The sequence below is a fragment of the Gordonia sp. LMA167 genome (assembly GCF_058130025.1).
The window spans coordinates 5,006,638-5,022,082 of sequence record NZ_CM176708.1; the positions used below are offsets into that span (position 1 = coordinate 5,006,638).

Annotated in this window: 17 protein-coding genes; 6 read left to right on the forward strand and 11 right to left on the reverse strand. The window is 67.1% G+C overall.

From position 1 onward, the window contains the following. Window positions 1-16: 16 nt before the first annotated feature. Window positions 17-994: a class I SAM-dependent methyltransferase gene (locus tag ACVT6V_RS22790; protein WP_489896370.1), complete on the reverse strand. Its 978-nt coding sequence runs from the start codon at window positions 992-994 to the stop codon at window positions 17-19. Window positions 995-1,032: 38 nt separating this feature from the next. Then, the gene (locus ACVT6V_RS22795) at window positions 1,033-1,821 is read right to left on the reverse strand and encodes an enoyl-CoA hydratase/isomerase family protein (protein ID WP_489896371.1); all 789 of its coding nucleotides are present in this window, start codon (window positions 1,819-1,821) and stop codon (window positions 1,033-1,035) included. A 57-nt stretch (window positions 1,822-1,878) separates the two neighbouring features. Here ACVT6V_RS22795 and ligD point away from each other — a divergent pair, with 57 nt between their 5' ends. Next, complete coding sequence (ligD, locus tag ACVT6V_RS22800; RefSeq protein WP_489896372.1) at window positions 1,879-2,868, forward strand: non-homologous end-joining DNA ligase; 990 nt, start codon at window positions 1,879-1,881, stop codon at window positions 2,866-2,868. Here ligD and ACVT6V_RS22805 read toward each other — a convergent pair. Beyond that, on the reverse strand, window positions 2,849-3,286 hold the full coding sequence (locus ACVT6V_RS22805) for a MarR family winged helix-turn-helix transcriptional regulator (RefSeq protein WP_489896373.1): 438 nt from the start codon (window positions 3,284-3,286) through the stop codon (window positions 2,849-2,851). The two genes, ligD and ACVT6V_RS22805, sit on opposite strands and share 20 nt — an antisense overlap. Before the next feature lie 75 nt (window positions 3,287-3,361). Between ACVT6V_RS22805 and ACVT6V_RS22810 the strand changes: the two genes are divergently transcribed. Next, window positions 3,362-3,988: a maleylpyruvate isomerase family mycothiol-dependent enzyme gene (locus ACVT6V_RS22810; protein ID WP_489896374.1), complete on the forward strand. Its 627-nt coding sequence runs from the start codon at window positions 3,362-3,364 to the stop codon at window positions 3,986-3,988. On the opposite strand, the gene ACVT6V_RS22815 is transcribed toward ACVT6V_RS22810, so the two are convergent. Together ACVT6V_RS22815 and ACVT6V_RS22820 are read right to left on the reverse strand one after the other, a co-directional pair. Continuing rightward, window positions 3,978-4,793, reverse strand: coding sequence for an NUDIX hydrolase (locus ACVT6V_RS22815; protein ID WP_489896375.1), 816 nt, complete (start codon window positions 4,791-4,793; stop codon window positions 3,978-3,980). The two genes, ACVT6V_RS22810 and ACVT6V_RS22815, sit on opposite strands and share 11 nt — an antisense overlap. Window positions 4,794-4,860: 67 nt before the next feature. After that, a complete protein-coding gene (locus tag ACVT6V_RS22820) occupies window positions 4,861-5,691 on the reverse strand; it encodes an ABC transporter ATP-binding protein (protein ID WP_489900965.1) in 831 nt (276 codons plus the stop codon). A gap of 133 nt (window positions 5,692-5,824) precedes the next feature. Here ACVT6V_RS22820 and ACVT6V_RS22825 point away from each other — a divergent pair, with 133 nt between their 5' ends. Then, complete coding sequence (locus ACVT6V_RS22825; RefSeq protein WP_489896376.1) at window positions 5,825-6,832, forward strand: LLM class flavin-dependent oxidoreductase; 1,008 nt, start codon at window positions 5,825-5,827, stop codon at window positions 6,830-6,832. A gap of 143 nt (window positions 6,833-6,975) precedes the next feature. Here ACVT6V_RS22825 and ACVT6V_RS22830 read toward each other — a convergent pair whose 3' ends face one another. From ACVT6V_RS22830 to ctaD, 5 genes are all read right to left on the reverse strand, one after another. Beyond that, entirely contained in the window at window positions 6,976-7,437 is a 462-nt protein-coding gene (locus ACVT6V_RS22830) for a cupin domain-containing protein (protein WP_489896377.1), read from the reverse strand. Further along, window positions 7,434-8,195, reverse strand: a complete 762-nt coding sequence (locus tag ACVT6V_RS22835) for a peptidyl-tRNA hydrolase (RefSeq protein ID WP_489896378.1) — start codon at window positions 8,193-8,195, stop codon at window positions 7,434-7,436. The genes ACVT6V_RS22830 and ACVT6V_RS22835 overlap by 4 nt, the downstream gene beginning before the upstream one ends. A gap of 6 nt (window positions 8,196-8,201) precedes the next feature. Continuing rightward, entirely contained in the window at window positions 8,202-8,582 is a 381-nt protein-coding gene (locus tag ACVT6V_RS22840) for a VOC family protein (RefSeq protein WP_489896379.1), read from the reverse strand. 117 nt (window positions 8,583-8,699) lie between these two features. Beyond that, complete coding sequence (gene serB / locus ACVT6V_RS22845; RefSeq protein ID WP_489896380.1) at window positions 8,700-9,929, reverse strand: phosphoserine phosphatase SerB; 1,230 nt, start codon at window positions 9,927-9,929, stop codon at window positions 8,700-8,702. Window positions 9,930-9,951: 22 nt separating this feature from the next. Then, a complete protein-coding gene (gene ctaD / locus ACVT6V_RS22850; RefSeq protein ID WP_489896381.1) occupies window positions 9,952-11,733 on the reverse strand; it encodes an aa3-type cytochrome oxidase subunit I in 1,782 nt (593 codons plus the stop codon). A gap of 337 nt (window positions 11,734-12,070) precedes the next feature. Here ctaD and ACVT6V_RS22855 point away from each other — a divergent pair, with 337 nt between their 5' ends. From ACVT6V_RS22855 to ACVT6V_RS22865, 3 genes are all read left to right on the forward strand, one after another. Continuing rightward, on the forward strand, window positions 12,071-13,051 hold the full coding sequence (locus ACVT6V_RS22855; protein WP_489900966.1) for an ABC transporter substrate-binding protein: 981 nt from the start codon (window positions 12,071-12,073) through the stop codon (window positions 13,049-13,051). Further along, a complete protein-coding gene (locus tag ACVT6V_RS22860) occupies window positions 13,038-13,796 on the forward strand; it encodes an isocitrate lyase/PEP mutase family protein (RefSeq protein WP_489896382.1) in 759 nt (252 codons plus the stop codon). The genes ACVT6V_RS22855 and ACVT6V_RS22860 overlap by 14 nt, the downstream gene beginning before the upstream one ends. A gap of 79 nt (window positions 13,797-13,875) precedes the next feature. Continuing rightward, entirely contained in the window at window positions 13,876-14,367 is a 492-nt protein-coding gene (locus ACVT6V_RS22865) for a beta-class carbonic anhydrase (RefSeq protein ID WP_489896383.1), read from the forward strand. 34 nt (window positions 14,368-14,401) lie between these two features. Here ACVT6V_RS22865 and ACVT6V_RS22870 read toward each other — a convergent pair whose 3' ends face one another. After that, window positions 14,402-15,337 carry a methionyl-tRNA formyltransferase gene (locus ACVT6V_RS22870; RefSeq protein WP_489896384.1) on the reverse strand — a complete coding sequence of 312 codons (936 nt, stop codon included), beginning with the start codon at window positions 15,335-15,337 and terminating at the stop codon, window positions 14,402-14,404. Window positions 15,338-15,445 lie beyond the last annotated feature (108 nt).

Consider the following 15,445-nt stretch of genomic DNA (forward strand, 5'->3'; position numbering starts at 1 on the left):
CCGACGCCTCCGGAACTCACACGCCCGGCTTGATACCGGTCACGATCGCGTTGTAGAAGAACTTCTGCGGCACCACTTTCCGCAGCACGTTCTCGTCGAGCCAGGACAGCCGCTTCCAGCCGTTGAAGGCGAACATCGCCCACCCCCAGCCGAGCTTCCCGGGCGGCACGGCGGCCTCGAAGGTGCGCACGGGCCACCCCAACATCGCCGCGGCGAGTTCCTCGGTCGCCGTCTGCACCTCGTCGGCACCGGCAGCGCGGGCCATAGTCGCGAGATCGGCCGGATCGAAGGTGTGGATGTCGACGACAGCCTCGAGGGCCGCGGCCCGTGACGACTCGTCGAGTTCGGCCTGCGGACGCCGCCAGGACTGCAGCGGGCCGAACTTGGTGACATTGGTGGTCGCGGCCCAGGTGGCACGACTCATCCACCGCGCGTAGAAGTCTCCGATGGTCGTCGGTTCACCGGCGAAGACGAATCGGCCGCCGGGCCGCAGGACGCGCAGCACCTCCCGCAGTGCCTGCTCGACGTCCGGGATGTGGTGCAGCACAGCGTGCCCGACCACGAGGTCGAAGGTGTCATCGTCGTACGGGATCTTCTCGGCATCGGCAACCCGACCATCGACGTCGAGACCGAGATTCTCCGCATTGCGCAGTGCGACTTTCACCATGCCGGGTGACAGGTCGGTGACCGAACCCTTCTTCGCCACGCCCGACTGCATCAGATTCAGAAGGAAGAACCCTGTCCCGCAACCCAACTCCATCGCGCGCTCATAGGGCAGCGGCTGGTCGGCCGCGACCGCATCGAACCGTCCGCGCGCATAGTCGATGCAGCGCTCGTCATAGGAGATCGACCACTTGTCGTCGTAGGTCTCCGCCTCCCAGTCGTGGTAGAGCACCTGCGCCAGTTTGGTGTCCTCGAGCGCGGCCTTGACCTGCTCCTCGGTCGCATGCGGATTGGGTTCCGGATCGGTTCCCGGCGTCACGTTCGTGGTCATCGTTGCGCTGCTTCCTCGTCGAGAGTCGGTCGGGTTGATCACTTACCGGTGAACTGCGCCTTGCCGGGGCCGTTCTCGACGAACGACTTCATCCCGATCGAGCGATCCTCGGTGGCGAACAACGCGGCGAAGAGCTGCTCCTCGATCTTGAGCCCGGTCGTGAGGTCCACGCCGAGGCCCTGGTCCACCGACTTCTTCGCGGCGGCAAGCGCGATGGAGGCAGCGCCCGCGAACTGTCCCGCCCACGCCAACGCCGTGTTGTAGACCTCGTCGGGTGCGACCACCTCGTCCACCAGACCCATGGCGAGGGCCTCCTCCGCCCCGACGAAACGACCGGTGAACATCATGTCCTTGGCCTTCGCCGGACCGACCAGGCGTGCGAGGCGCTGAGTTCCGCCGCCACCGGGGATCACGCCGAGCAGGATCTCCGGTACACCCAGTTTGGCGTTGTCGCCGGCGATCCGCCGGTCGGCACCGAGGGCCACCTCGAGCCCGCCACCGAGCGCGTAACCGGTGATGGCCGCCACCGTCGGCTTCGGGATCTCCGAAATCGAGCCCAGTGCCGACTGCAGACGACCGGCGACCTTGCTCATCTCGGCGTAGGTCATGTCGTTCATCTCTTTGATGTCGGCGCCGGCGGCCAGCACCTTGGGACCGCCGTAGATCACGACCGCCTTGATGTCGTCGCGCACCGTCGCCTCGTCGGCCGCAGCGGACAGTTCCGTCTGCACCTGCCGATTGAGCGCATTCATCGGCGGTCGGTTGAGCAGGATCGTGCCGACCCCTGGGTGATCATCGGATGTCTCGAGAGTGACGAACTCAGGCATGGTCGAAGGCTACCGTTTGGCCGCATCGGGTGGTTCTCCAGGCCATACAGTGGTGTCATGGCGAAGGCCTCGAGCGATGCCGGCGAACCGATCGAGTTGCAGGTCGGCGAGCGGGTGATCCGGCTGTCCAGTCCCGACCGGGTGTATTTCGCCGAGCGCGGCGAGACCAAGCGCGATCTCGCCGAGTACTACCTGGCGGTGGGCGACGGCATCGTCCGCGCCCTGCGCGACCGTCCGTGCATGCTGCACCGCTTCCCGAAGGGCGTCAGCGGCAAGAAAGTCCATCAGAAGCGGATTCCGGCCGGTGCCCCCGACTGGCTGGAGACCGTGGAACTCTGGTTCCCCCGCTTCGGACGGACCGCCGACGAATTGTGCGTCACGGAGTTGGGCAGCGTGATCTGGGCGGTGCAGATGTCGACCGTGGAGTTCCATCCCTGGAACTCGCGTCGCGATGACCCCGAGTCCCCGGACGAATGGCGGATCGATCTGGACCCGATGCCCGACTGCCCGTTCTCCCGAATCCAGCGGGTGGCCCACGTCGTCGAGGAGGTACTCGACGAACTCGGTATCCGCGGGTTTCCGAAGACCTCCGGCGGCCGCGGTCTCCACATCTATGTGCGGATCACACCGGAGTGGGGATTTCCTCAGGTCCGCCGCGCCGCGCACGCCTTCGCGCGCGAGATCGAGCGCCGCGCCCCCGACGACGTGACGACGACCTGGTGGCGCAAGGACCGGGACCCGGCGGCGGTGTTTGTCGACTACAACCAGAACACCCGTGACCACACCATGGCGTCGGCCTACTCGGTGCGCGGCAATCCCCGGGCCACGGTGTCGGCTCCGATCCGGTGGTCGGAGATCGACGACGTGTCGCCGGACGACTTCACCATCGCGACCATGCCTGCGCGGTTCGCCGAGATCGGTGACCTACACGCCGAGATCGACGACGTGGCCTACCGCTTGGACACACTGCTGGACTGGGCCGAGGCCGACGACATCGACAGCGACTCCACGAGCACCGACCCCGACGTCATCGATATGGATCAGTGATCGCACGCAGCGCGATCAGACTTGCGCGCATATCGTCGAACTGCTTGTGCCCCAGATATTCCCGCCATTCCGACTCGACGATCTCCACCTCGCGGGCCGCCATCGCGCACAGTTCGACACCACGCTCGCTCAAGGTCACCAGGCGCGCGCGACCATCGGATGGGTCGGGCACCCGCATCAGATACCCCACCGACTCGAGTTGATCGACGAGCCCGCCCGCGGTCTGTTTGGTCACCCCCGCCTGCTCGGCCAGGTCGGTGAGCCGCATCGGCTCCGGCGCAAGTCGCTGGAGCAGGCGCGCCTGGGCGAGCGTGATGTCGCCGGCACCCGCGTCGGCGATCCGCGACATGACGCGCTGTTCGGTCGCGCGGTGTGCGATGAACATCAGGACCGCGGTCGAGGGCTGGTCGTCGGACATGCCATTGACTTTAGTACGTCTTCCTGACTAATATAGTCAGCTATCCTGACCAATCGGTTCGGACGGAGGCTGATCATGGAATCCGATGTCATCTGGCGCCACATCGACGCACAGCGGCTGGAGGTGGCCGACCTCATCGATGCCCTGACCGACGAACAGCTCGCGACCCCGTCGCTGTGCGATGGGTGGTCCGTGCGTGACGTCGCCGTGCATCTGTCACAGGCCACCACTGAGCCCGTGCGTGTCGTCGGCGCGATGCTGCGCTCGGGCTTCCGGTTCAACGTCATGGTCCATCGGTACGCGATCGACGACCCGACCTCCGCCGGGGAGGCCGCCGACAAGCTGAGGGCGATGGCCGGATCGCGACGTCACGCGCTTGGGACGACCGAGATGGAACCCCTCCTCGATGTGCTGATCCACGGGCAGGACATCGCCGTACCGTTGGGAATCGAACGTCCGATGCCCGTCGACGCGGCCACCGCCGTGGCACGACGACTGTGGCCGATGCGTTTTCCGTTCCATCCGCGGCGCGATCATCCGGACGTCCGTTTCGTGGCCACCGACGCCGACGTCGAGTTCGGCTCCGGGCGCGCCGTCGAGGCGCCCATACGCGACATCGTCATGCTGTTCGCCGGACGTGGCGCCGCGGCGGGTGCGCTGACCGGGCTGTGCCGCAAGGGGCCCGGAACGATCAGCGACTGAGGCCCGGGACCTCACGGTCGGCCGCGACGGCGAAGTAGCGCTCCGAGCCGTCGAACTTCAGACCCGCGATCCCCGCACCCGGTGTCACGGAGGGTTCGATCGGCTCGACGACCCGTTCTGCGGCGAGCAGCTCGTCGACGGTCGAGTACTCGGCCAGGTGGTTCAACTGCGCCCACGTGGGCGGGAGCAGTGTGTGCTCGCCGGCGATCCACGCTTCGAGCGCGACCTGCGGCCGGACCCATCGCGCCACTTCGGCCTCGGTCGTCTGGTCATCGGCGACCTGGCCCGCGGGCATGGCAGCGAGGAAGAACCGGGTGTCGTAGCGACGCTTCTCGATGATCGGGGTGATCCAGTGTGCCAGCGGCCGCAGCAGATCTGCCCGCAGTCGGAGATCTTCGGTGCGCAGGAACTCGCCGAAGGACAGCGATTTGTCGATGAGCTGGGCACGCTGCGGCGCGAAGGACGCCGGGTCGGAGACCGTGCCGTCGGCGCGCGTGGCAAGCAACACACCGCACTCCTCGAAGGTCTCGCGGACCGCGGCGCACACCAACGCCTGCGCGGTGGACGTCTCCGTATGGAACGCCTCTGCCCACCACTGCGCGTCTGGTCCCGTCCATCCGATGTCGGCATCGGCGTCCCGGGGGTCGACGCCGCCACCCGGGAACACCGTCACGCCACCGGCGAAGGCCATCTGCTGGACGCGTCGTTGCAGGAAGACCTCGATGCCGTCAGTGGTGTCGCGCACCAGAACCACGGTCGCCGCATCACGCAGCGGGGCGGGCTCGGGGGACTCCGATGGGACCATGACCAACCTCCAGTCGTCGGACGCTCTGACGACAGTAGCGCGGCCGGGGAGGCCCGCTGCGCGACGGTCAGCCGGCCGCGCGCCGATGCCCGCCGACGCGCCGCGAACGGCGAGCGAAGTACCGGCCGTCCACCTTGCTGAGGGTGATCTTCTGCCGGAACGCCGTCGACAGGTTCGCGCTGGTCAATACGTCGTCGAGTAATCCCTGCGCGACGATCTCACCCTCCGACAACAGCATCGCGTGCGTGAATCCGTCGGGGATCTCCTCGACATGGTGCGTGATCAGCACCATGGCCGGCGCCTCGGGATCGGACGCGAGCCGGCCGAGCCGATCGACGAGTTCCTCGCGTCCGCCGAGGTCGAGGCCGGCCGCGGGCTCGTCGAGCAGCAGCAGTTCGGGATCCGTCATGAGGGCGCGGGCGATGAGGACGCGCTTGCGTTCCCCCTCCGACAACGTGCCGAAGGTTCGATCCGCCAGATGTTCGGCACCCATCGACTCCAGCGATTCCACCGCCTGTTCGCGGTCCATGTCGTCGTACTCTTCACGCCACCTGCCGAGCACCGAATAGCCCGCCGAGATCACCAGGTCGGTGACGATCTCGCCGGGCGGTACACGTTCGGCGAGCGCCGCGCTCGATATGCCGATCCGGGTGGAGAGCTCGCGGACCTCCACCTTGCCCAGTTGCTCGGTGAGCACGAACGCGGTCCCCGTCGTCGGATGCTCCTGAGCCGAGGCCAGCCGCATCAGCGATGTCTTCCCGGCACCGTTGGGCCCGATCACCACCCACCGCTCGTCGAGCTCGACTTGCCAGTTCACGGGCCCGACCAGGGTGTTCCCGCCCCGAACCAGGGTCACATCGCGAAAGTCGACCAACAGGTCGGGGTCGGTGTCGTACACGTCGTCGGAGGTCGGGTCACTCGCGTTGGTCACTCCCCTATCGTGCACCACGAACAGAGCCGTCGCGTGAACCCACACGACACATCCTCGCCGACAATGGAATACGAACGACCCCCGATGCCTTGACCATGGCATGAGTGTTGATCTGTCGATCCTCGACCTGGCCCAGGTCGGCCCCGGCGAAAGTGTCCGTGACAGTTTCGCCGCCAGCGTGGACATGGCGCAGCGCGCCGAACAGTGGGGCTACCGGCGCATCTGGTACGCCGAGCACCACAACATGTCCACCATCGCCTCGGCCGCACCCGCCGTGCTGATCGCGCATGTGGCGGCGCACACGAACTCCATCCGCCTCGGTGCCGGCGGCGTCATGCTGCCGAACCATTCGCCGCTCGCCATCGCCGAGCAGTTCGGCACCCTCGGCGAACTGCATCCCGGCCGTATCGACCTGGGACTCGGTCGCGCCCCCGGCGGCGACCAACAGACCTTTGCCGCGCTGCGGCGCACCATGGCGTCGGCCGACCGCTTTCCGTCCGACGTCCTCGAGCTGCAGGGATATCTCCGCGGCCACTCCCGTGTGGAGGGGGTCAGCGCGACTCCCGGCGCCGGCACCGACCTTCCGCTCTACATCCTGGGCTCCTCGCTCTTCGGTGCCCAGCTCGCCGCGGCACTCGGCCTGCCCTACGCATTCGCCTCACATTTCGCTCCGCAGGCGTTGGAGGAGGCCGTCGCTCTCTATCGCCGCGAGTTCCAGCCCTCCGAGCAACTCGATGCGCCCTATGTCATCGCCGGGGTGTGCGTCATCGCCGACGACGCGGAAAGCGTTGCGCAGGAACAGCTCCGAAAGGCGAAGCGTCATCGCGTCAATGCGCTGTTCGGGCGTGGGCGTCGCTTCACCGATGACGAAGCGGACATGATTCTCGACATGCCGCAGGGACGCCAGATCGATTCGATGATGACCTACGCGGGAGTCGGGACCCCGGCCCAGGTCATCGACTACCTGGACTGGTTCGCCGGACACGCCGATGCCGACGAACTCATCGTCGCCTCGATCGCACCGGATCGAGAGATCTGGCGGAACACGTTGGGACACATCGCCCCCGCACGGGCCCTGTCGCCGGCGAGCGAGACGTCGTCGCGCTGACCACGTGAGCGCTCACCCCAACCGTTCAGGCCACTGATGGATCAGGCCGCGAGCCGCACCTGATCTCGATACGCCGACTCGCCGCCGCTCGCCGCCTACTCGATCAACGAACAGTGGCTGGGCAGGCGGGTGGGCGGCGAGGATCAGGTGTCGTCGGCCAGCCGGAAGTCGGCGAAGTCGAAACCGGGAACCACGATGCAACTCACCAGCGCAGGCTCGTCACCGCGCGGGCGCGCTCGCTGCCACGTACCGGGCGGCACCACGGCCTGAGGCTGCTCGCCGGCACCCACATCAGAACCCACGACGATCCCGACCGGCTCACCGGGTACACCTGCGTCACCGCCGAGCTCGAGCACCACGGGCGAGCCTCGATGATGCAGCCACAACTCGGCTCCACGGACGGTGTGCCAGGCCGACTGCTCACCGGGCAACAGCAGGAAAAGGATCGCGGTTCCCGCCGCTCGATCGCCCGAATACCCTTGCGGCAGAACGGCACCGGGCAGTGTCATGGTGCTGCGCCAGGTCTCGCGGTACCAACCGCCCTCCGGATGTGCCACGAGGCCCAGGTCACCCGCCCACTCCGGCAGTCGCTGCTCGTCACTCACCCGTCGATCACCTCCGCGATCACCGTCACCGACCCGGGCGCGATCTCGGTGAAGCCGGCGTCGCGGATCGCAACCGCCCGGCCGTGCGACTCGGCGACGAGGAGGTCGGCCCACCGATCCGCGCACGCCTGTCGGACCACCAGCGGACACCCGTCGGCATGCCATGCACGTGCCCGCGCCGCAGTCATCAGCGTCACCACGAGCATCGCGCCGTGACCGACCTGTGCGGCAGACTTGCCGACGGTCATGTCCAGATCGGGGTTGATCCAGAGCACCACGCCCCCGTCCGGCGGCGACGTCGCGAGTTCACCACCGAGTTCGGTGCCACCGATCTGCAGTCGCGAGATCCGACGATCCACATCGCCGACCCGGCCGGGCACGATGGCGCGGGCCTGCGCGTCCCCCTCGGACACGGTGAGCCCCCACACCTCCTGCGCGGCAGTCCACTGTGCGCCTCGGGCACGTCGGGCGATCTTCCGGATGCGCGCCTGACACCACGCGTCCATGGGTTCCACCCACGGACCGGCGCCGCCTGCGCGGTCATCGAGGCACAGCATCGCGACGGCGCGTGCCGCGGCGGTCAGGAGATCGGCACGGTCGGGTGGGTTCACCTTCTCGATACGCACGACCATCTGCATGGCGAGTACATCGGCGGGATCGGCCGGGTCCTCGCCGCCCCCGACATAACCCACCAGCCTGCGATACGCATCGTCCGATGACTCGCCGATCTCGTCGAACTCGGCCGCGGTGTCCGCCAAGCCTGCTCACCCCCAGTTCTCGGCCTTGGTCAGGCAGAACGGATGTCCTGCCGGATCGAGCAGGACCCGCCAGGTCTCCCCCGGCTGTTCGGCCGGCAGCCTCGCGCCCAGCGCCACGCACCGATCGACGGCGGCGTCGAGATCGGCAACCGCCAGATCGAAATGGAACTGCTTGGAGCCGTGCTCGTTCGGCCACGCCGGCGGCTCGTAGTCGGGTACCGAACCGAAGCCGAGGGCAGGACCCGACCCCTTGAGCATTGCGTAGCCGTCACCCGATGCGGTGATCTCCCAGCCCAGGACCGCCGACCAGAACTCGGCCGATTCCTTCGCATCCGGGCAGTCGAGGGTCAGCATCGCGAAGTCGGCGATGTTTCCGGTGGCGGTCATCTGCAGGTCCTCTCCTCTGTGGTGTGTCACCTTCGATGATGCGCCCATCGCGGCGAACTTCCTTGAAGGAATGCGACATGGCCGGTCACATCGCCGTGCGCAGCATCCGGGAGAAGCTCAGCTGAGCGGGACCCGCCGATACACCCCGTCGGCAGCGTCCGCGGCCTCGATCTCGTCACGGGTCACCCCGAGGATGAACAGGACCGCGTCGAGGAACGGGTGGCTCAACGCCGCGTCGGCGACCTCACGCAGGGCCGGCTTGGCGTTGAACGCGATCCCCAGCCCGGCCACAGAGAGCATGTCGATGTCGTTGGCGCCATCACCGACGGCGATCGTCTGCTCCATCGGTACGCCGACCTGATCGGCGAACGCCCGTAGCGCCTTGGCCTTTCCGGCCCGGTCCACGACCTCTCCGATCACGCGGCCGGTCAGCTTGCCGCTGACGATCTCGAGGGTGTTGGCCCGGACGAAGTCGAGCTCGAGCTCATGCGCGAGTCCGTCGATGACCTGGCGGAATCCGCCGGACACGACACCACAGTGGTAGCCGAGTCGATGCAGGGTGCGGATCGTGGTCCGGGCGCCCGGGGTCAGCTGCAACGAACTCGCGACGTCGTCGATCACACTCGCGTCCAGCCCGGCCAGGACCGCCACACGCTGGTGCAACGATTCGGAGAAGTCGAGTTCGCCACGCATTGCCGCCTCGGTCACCGCCGCCACCTCGGCCTCCCGGCCGGCCTTCGCGGCGAGCATCTCGATGACCTCACCCTGGATGAGGGTGGAGTCGACGTCGAAGACGATGACCCGCTTGGCCCGCCGGGCGAGACCGCCGCGCTCGACGGCGATGTCGACGCCGTGACGCGCCGCCACGGCCGCCATGCCCTTGCGCAGTGCCGAGTCGGCAGCGATGCTGTCACGCCCGGTGCTGACCATGAGTTCCAGTCCGGTCAGCGGATAGTCGGCGACCCCGCGGATCAGATCGATGTTGGCGCCCTGACTGGCCAGCTCCGCCGCGAGCGCACGGAATGCGCGTGCGGTGACTGGGCTGCCGAGTACCACCACCGCATGACTCGACGGACGCCGACCGGTGCTCGCCGCGCCCACCTCGACGATGACGTCGATACCGATGGATGCCATGGCCTGCTCGACCACGTCTTGGAGCTCTTCGGCGTCACCGGACGCCGACACCAGCACGCCGAGGGTGAGCCGGCCGCGGATCACCACCTGCTCCACATCGAGCAGACTGACCTGCTGGCCTGCCAAAGCCCCCATCAGTACTGAGGTGACGCCAGGCTTGTCCGGCCCGGTGACGGTGATCAGAACTGTCGTGTCACCCGGAGTGTTCGCCACGTGTTCGCGTTCGCCGGCGACGTCAGCGGGGATCCGAATCCCCGGAACCCTCGTGACTGCCCGTCGTCAACGGCTCCCGACGGGAGTCCTCGACCGACTTGCTGCTGTCCCCGTGACCCGGGCCGACGTGGGCCTCGGCCCGCATCCGGTCGATCATGTGCGGATAGTGCAGTTCGAAGGCAGGGCGTTCCGAGCGAATACGGGGCAGCTCGGTGAAGTTGTGCCGCGGGGGCGGGCAGCTGGTGGCCCACTCGAGCGAGTTCCCGAAGCCCCACGGGTCGTCGACCGTGACGACCTCGCCGTAACGGTAGCTGCGGAAGACGTTCCACAGGAACGGCAGCGTCGACAGGCCGAGGATGAAGGCACCTGCGGTCGAGATCATGTTCAGCGTGGTGAAACCGTCCGACGGCAGGTAGTCGGCGTAGCGACGCGGCATGCCCTCGTTACCCAGCCAGTGCTGCACCAGGAACGTGGTGTGGAAACCGATGAACGTCAGCCAGAAGTGCCACTTGCCGAGACGCTCGTCGAGCATGCGTCCGGTCATCTTGGGGAACCAGAAGTAGATGCCGGCGTAGGTGGCGAACACGATCGTTCCGAAGAGCACGTAGTGGAAGTGCGCGACCACGAAGTAGCTGTCGGAGAGGTGGAAGTCCAGCGGCGGGCTGGCGAGCAGCACACCGGTCAGGCCACCGAAGAGGAAGGTGACGATGAAGCCGACCGAGAACAACATCGGCGATTCGAACGTCATGTTCCCTCGCCACATCGTGCCGACCCAGTTGAAGAATTTCACACCGGTCGGGACCGCGATCAGGAAGGTCATGAAGGAGAAGAACGGCAGCAGCACCGCACCGGTCACGTACATGTGGTGCGCCCACACGGCCACCGACAGCGCCGCGATCGACAAGGTCGCATAGATCAGGCCCGAGTAGCCGAAGATCGGCTTGCGCGCGAACACCGGGAACACCTCGGAGACGATGCCGAAGAACGGCAGGGCGATGATGTACACCTCGGGGTGCCCGAAGAACCAGAACAGGTGCTGCCAGAGGATCACGCCGCCGTTGGCGGGGTCGTAAAGGTGGGCACCGAACTGGCGGTCGACCTCGAGTCCCATCAGAGCCGCGGTCAGCAGGGGGAAGACGAGCAGGATCAGCACGCTGGTGACGAGGATGTTCCAGGTGAAGATCGGCATGCGGAACATGGTCATGCCGGGTGCACGCAGACAGACGACCGTGGTCACCATGTTGACCGCACCCAGGATGGTGCCCAGACCACCGACGGCCAGACCCATGATCCAGAGGTCGGCGCCGACGCCCGGCGAGTGGATGGCGTCGGTCAGCGGGGTGTAGGCGGTCCAGCCGAAGTCGGCCGCACCACCGGGGGTGATGAAGCCGGCCAGCGCGATGCATGCACCGAAGACGAACAGCCAGAAGCCGAACGCGTTCAGACGTGGGAACGCGACGTCGGGCGAGCCGATCTGCAGCGGCAGGACGAAGTTGGCGAAGCCGATGACGATCGGCGTCGCGTAGAGCAGCAGCATCACGGTGCCGTGCATGGTGAACAGCTGGTTGAACTGTTCCGTCGACAGGAACTGCATGCCCGGATGGGCGAGCTCACCACGCATCAACAGCGCCATCAGTCCGCCGATGAGGAAGAAGGCGAAGCAGGCGGTGATGTACATCATGCCGATCAGCTTGTGATCGGTCGTGGTGATCAGCTTGTAGATGAACGAACCCTTGGGCTGATAGCGCTCCGGAAAGGGACGCACTGGAGCCACTTGCGTGGTGGGCTGGTCAACCGCGGTCACAGATCCTCCTCGTTGCGCAGCCGTCGGGGTCGGTCAACCTGCCGATTCCCCGCGGTCGCCACATGAACAAAACGAGCGCTGGTAACTGATCCTAAACCCTCATACCGACGGTAGCCGAGTGGGTCCTACGATCTGTCGTATTCGATCTGCGAACGAGCCCATCGCCGCAGATCAGCAGGCGCGCCGCAGACGACGCGCGGTGCCGCCGACGGCCGCCGGGGAGCGTGTCGCGCGCCGCGCCGCGACCGCGATCGGACGGCGTCCGCCCCGGTGCTAGCGTGATCGCGTGCATCGCAGCGGCGAGACCCGGATTCCGACTGCCCGATCCCGGCCCCGGATGACCCGCGGTCCGGCGCGGATGGTCGGCGTCATCATGTCCGTGTGCGCCGTCGGCATCCTCGCCGCCTGCGGGCAGGATCAACCGCTGACCGACCCGGACGGGTCGCCCATCTCCACCGTCACCACCCGCGTCGCCGAGGTGAACATCGTCAACGCCGACCGCGACCTGACGCGCACCTGCCTGGCCCCCACAGCCCCCGACCCCGGTGCCACCGACATCACCCGCATCGTCGTCACCGACCCGTCGCTGCTCGACGCCGTCTGCGCGCTCGGCATCGGCCCCAAGGTCGTCGCCGTCGCCGCCGACGGGTCGATCCCCGCCTATCTGGGGCCGCAGCTCACCTCCGTGCCGACGATCGGTTCCACACCGGACGCGGCAGCGGCCGCCCAGGCCGAGCCCGACATCGTGCTCACCACCCCGCGCACGGCGGCATCGTCGACGGCGTTCGGCGACACCCGTGTCGTGACGATCGAACCGGGGACGGATTGGCGCGCGCAGTTCCAGGCGGTGGCCGATGCCCTCGGCAGATCGTCGAGCGGAACCCGGCTCCTCGACGAGTTCGACACCGAGACCCGCAAGACCGGCCGCCGGATGGATGCCGAACACAACCAGATCTCGCTGATCAGATTCACCGGGAATTCGGAGATCGTCGCCGGCACCGACTCCTTCGCCGGTCAGATCTTGTCCGCGGTCGGCGTGCAACGGCCCGAACCGCAGCGGTCCCCCCGATCGTTCACCCTGACCGACGAGAATTTCACCGACGCCGACGCGGATCTGATCTACGTTGGTTTTCAGGGCGATGCCGGCCTGGCACACGGCAAAGAGGTCCTGCTCAGCGATCGGTGGCTCGACATGGGGGCACCGACCTGGAAGCGGGTCCTCGCCGTCGACGACGACGTCTGGTACCGCTCATCCGGCCTTGCGGCCGCATGGTTGGTACTCAATGACCTCAAGGAGTCCCTCGATGGCAACTCATGATCTCGCCGCCAAGGCCCAGACCCTGCTCGACCTTCACCGGCCGGGGGATCCGGGCGTGTTCCCGACCGTGTGGGATGCGTGGTCGGCGAACCTCGCGGTCGCCGGCGGCTTCGCCGCGCTGACCGTCGGCAGTCACCCGGTCGCCGACTCCATCGGCCGCGCCGACAACGAGGGCATGACGTTCGACGAACTGCTCACCCGGGTCCGCCAGATCAGCGGTGCCGTCGACGTCCCCTTGTCGATCGACATCGAATCCGGGTACGGCGAATCGCCCGAACGGCTCATCGACGGTCTGCTCGACGCCGGCGCGGTCGGCCTCAACATCGAGGACACCGTGCACTCCGAGGGCGGCCGTCTCCGCGACGCGGCCGAACATGCCGACCTGGTCGGTGCGCTGCGGTCGGCGGCCACGGCCGCGGGGGTTCCGGTGGTCATCAATGCGCGCACCGATCTGTTCCTCAAGCAGGTCGGCGACGAGTCCGATCGGGTCGAACGCGCGGTCGCGCGACTGACGTTGTGCGCCGAGGCCGGCGCGAGTTCGCTCTACCCGGTCGGGTTCCACGACGACGATGTCCAGCGCAGGCTGTGTGCCGAGTTGCCGCTGCCGGTGAATGCCATCGGCAATCCGGCGCAGGGGTCCCGAGCCCACTTCGCCGAGCTCGGCGTGGGTCGGGTCAGCTTCGGTCCGCTGTGGCAGATGAACCTCGCCGAGCGCGCCACCGAGCTGCTCGCCGACTGGCGCTGATCCCGGGCGACGCCCCGACTATTCCTCACCCTGGGCCAAACCCTCACGCTCGGGTGCCCGTCGGGACGAAGATCGACACATGAGTGTCACCGACGAATACCTGGCCAACAACGCCGAGTACGCGAAGACCTTCGACGGGCCGCTCCCGCTCCCGCCGAGCCGGCACGTCGCCGTGATCGCGTGCATGGACGCACGGCTCGACGTGTACCGCATCCTGGGACTCAAAGACGGTGAGGCACATGTGATCCGCAACGCCGGCGGGGTGGTCACCGACGACGAGATCCGTTCGCTGGCCATCAGCCAACGGCTCCTGGGCACCACCGAGATCATCCTGATCCACCACACCGACTGCGGGATGCTCACGTTCACCGACGACGACTTCAAACGCGACATCCAGAACGAGATCGGCCAGAAACCGGCATGGTCGGCGGAGTCCTTCACCGATCTCGACGAGGATGTCCGCCAGTCACTGCAGAGGATTCGCACGAGTCCATTCGTCAGCAAGACCAGTTCATTGCGCGGCTTCGTGTTCGATGTCGCGACGGGCAGACTGATCGAGGTCACCGCCTGATCGAGGTCACCGCCTGATCGAGGTCCGATCGGCCTCAGCCGAGGTAGCCGCCGCCGTGGGGAAAGAACACCTTCCCGTCGTGCTCCACACCGTCGTCGGTCCGCAGTCGCTCGATGACGAGTCCGCGGTTGCGGCCCAGATGGGCGTCGGCACCGGCGACGATCACCATGCCGTCGCCCTCGTGGATGAACACCCGGCCCGGCGTGCCGCCATAGATGCACCGTGAGACCGACGCCTTGGTGATGCGTAGCCGCTCGCCACGGAAGTGGGTGTAGGCGTTGGGATATGGATCGGACTGCGCCCGCACGAGCCGATCGATCTGATCGGCGGGCCACGACCAGTCGATGCGCGAGTCGATGTCGGCGCGCTTGTGGAAGAACGTGCGATCGGCCAGATTCTGCGGCGTCCACACGGCCGTGCCCGACTCGATGAGGTCGAGGGCCTCGGTCAGCACTTCCGGGATGATGTCGATGGTCGCGCGCACCAACTCGGTCGCCGTCGAGGTGGCGGTGATCGGCACCGCCTTCTGCAGCACGATGTCGCCGGTGTCGAGCCCGTCGTCCATGCGGTGCGCGGTCAGGCCGACCTCCGACTCACCGCTGATCAGCGCCCAGATCACCGGCGAGAACCCGGTGAATTTCGGGAGCAGCGAGTCGTGCAGGTTGAGCGTGCCGTGTGGGGGCAGGTCGAAGAGCTCACCGGGCAGCCAGGTACGCCAGTTGTTGGCGACGATGATGTCGGGCTCGGCAGCCCTCACCCGCTCGATCAGCTCCGCATCGGGTCGCTGCGCCAGGTGGACCGGGATGTCGTGGGCGCGGGCCAGATCCTCGACCGAGTCCGACCAGATCGTCTCGTAGGAGTGCTCGCTCGGCGGGTGCGTCACCGCCAACACGACCTCGTGGCGGGATCCGATGAGCGCCTCGAGAGTCTTGTGACCCCAGGTCTGATAGCCGAAAGTGACGACCCGCATGCATGTTTCCTTGCGTTCGATGGTGTGACTGCGTTTGGGACTGCGTTGTTTCCGCCCCACCTTTGCCGATGTGGTGAGGATATGCAACCCTAATCTCTTGTAGGTAAT

Bases quoted from the DNA above. Each gene is read 5' to 3' on its own strand.
- ACVT6V_RS22810 (WP_489896374.1), top strand. From the start codon at position 3,362: ATGGAATCCGATGTCATCTGGCGCCACATCGACGCACAGCGGCTGGAG.
- ACVT6V_RS22865 (WP_489896383.1), top strand. From the start codon at position 13,876: ATGAGTGTCACCGACGAATACCTGGCCAACAACGCCGAGTACGCGAAG.
- ACVT6V_RS22825 (WP_489896376.1), top strand. From the start codon at position 5,825: ATGAGTGTTGATCTGTCGATCCTCGACCTGGCCCAGGTCGGCCCCGGC.
- ACVT6V_RS22795 (WP_489896371.1), bottom strand. From the start codon at position 1,821: ATGCCTGAGTTCGTCACTCTCGAGACATCCGATGATCACCCAGGGGTC.
- ligD (WP_489896372.1), top strand. From the start codon at position 1,879: ATGGCGAAGGCCTCGAGCGATGCCGGCGAACCGATCGAGTTGCAGGTC.
- ACVT6V_RS22870 (WP_489896384.1), bottom strand. From the start codon at position 15,337: ATGCGGGTCGTCACTTTCGGCTATCAGACCTGGGGTCACAAGACTCTC.
- ACVT6V_RS22805 (WP_489896373.1), bottom strand. From the start codon at position 3,286: ATGTCCGACGACCAGCCCTCGACCGCGGTCCTGATGTTCATCGCACAC.
- ACVT6V_RS22790 (WP_489896370.1), bottom strand. From the start codon at position 994: ATGACCACGAACGTGACGCCGGGAACCGATCCGGAACCCAATCCGCAT.
- ACVT6V_RS22860 (WP_489896382.1), top strand. From the start codon at position 13,038: ATGGCAACTCATGATCTCGCCGCCAAGGCCCAGACCCTGCTCGACCTT.
- ACVT6V_RS22855 (WP_489900966.1), top strand. From the start codon at position 12,071: ATGACCCGCGGTCCGGCGCGGATGGTCGGCGTCATCATGTCCGTGTGC.
- ACVT6V_RS22840 (WP_489896379.1), bottom strand. From the start codon at position 8,582: ATGACCGCCACCGGAAACATCGCCGACTTCGCGATGCTGACCCTCGAC.
- ACVT6V_RS22815 (WP_489896375.1), bottom strand. From the start codon at position 4,793: ATGGTCCCATCGGAGTCCCCCGAGCCCGCCCCGCTGCGTGATGCGGCG.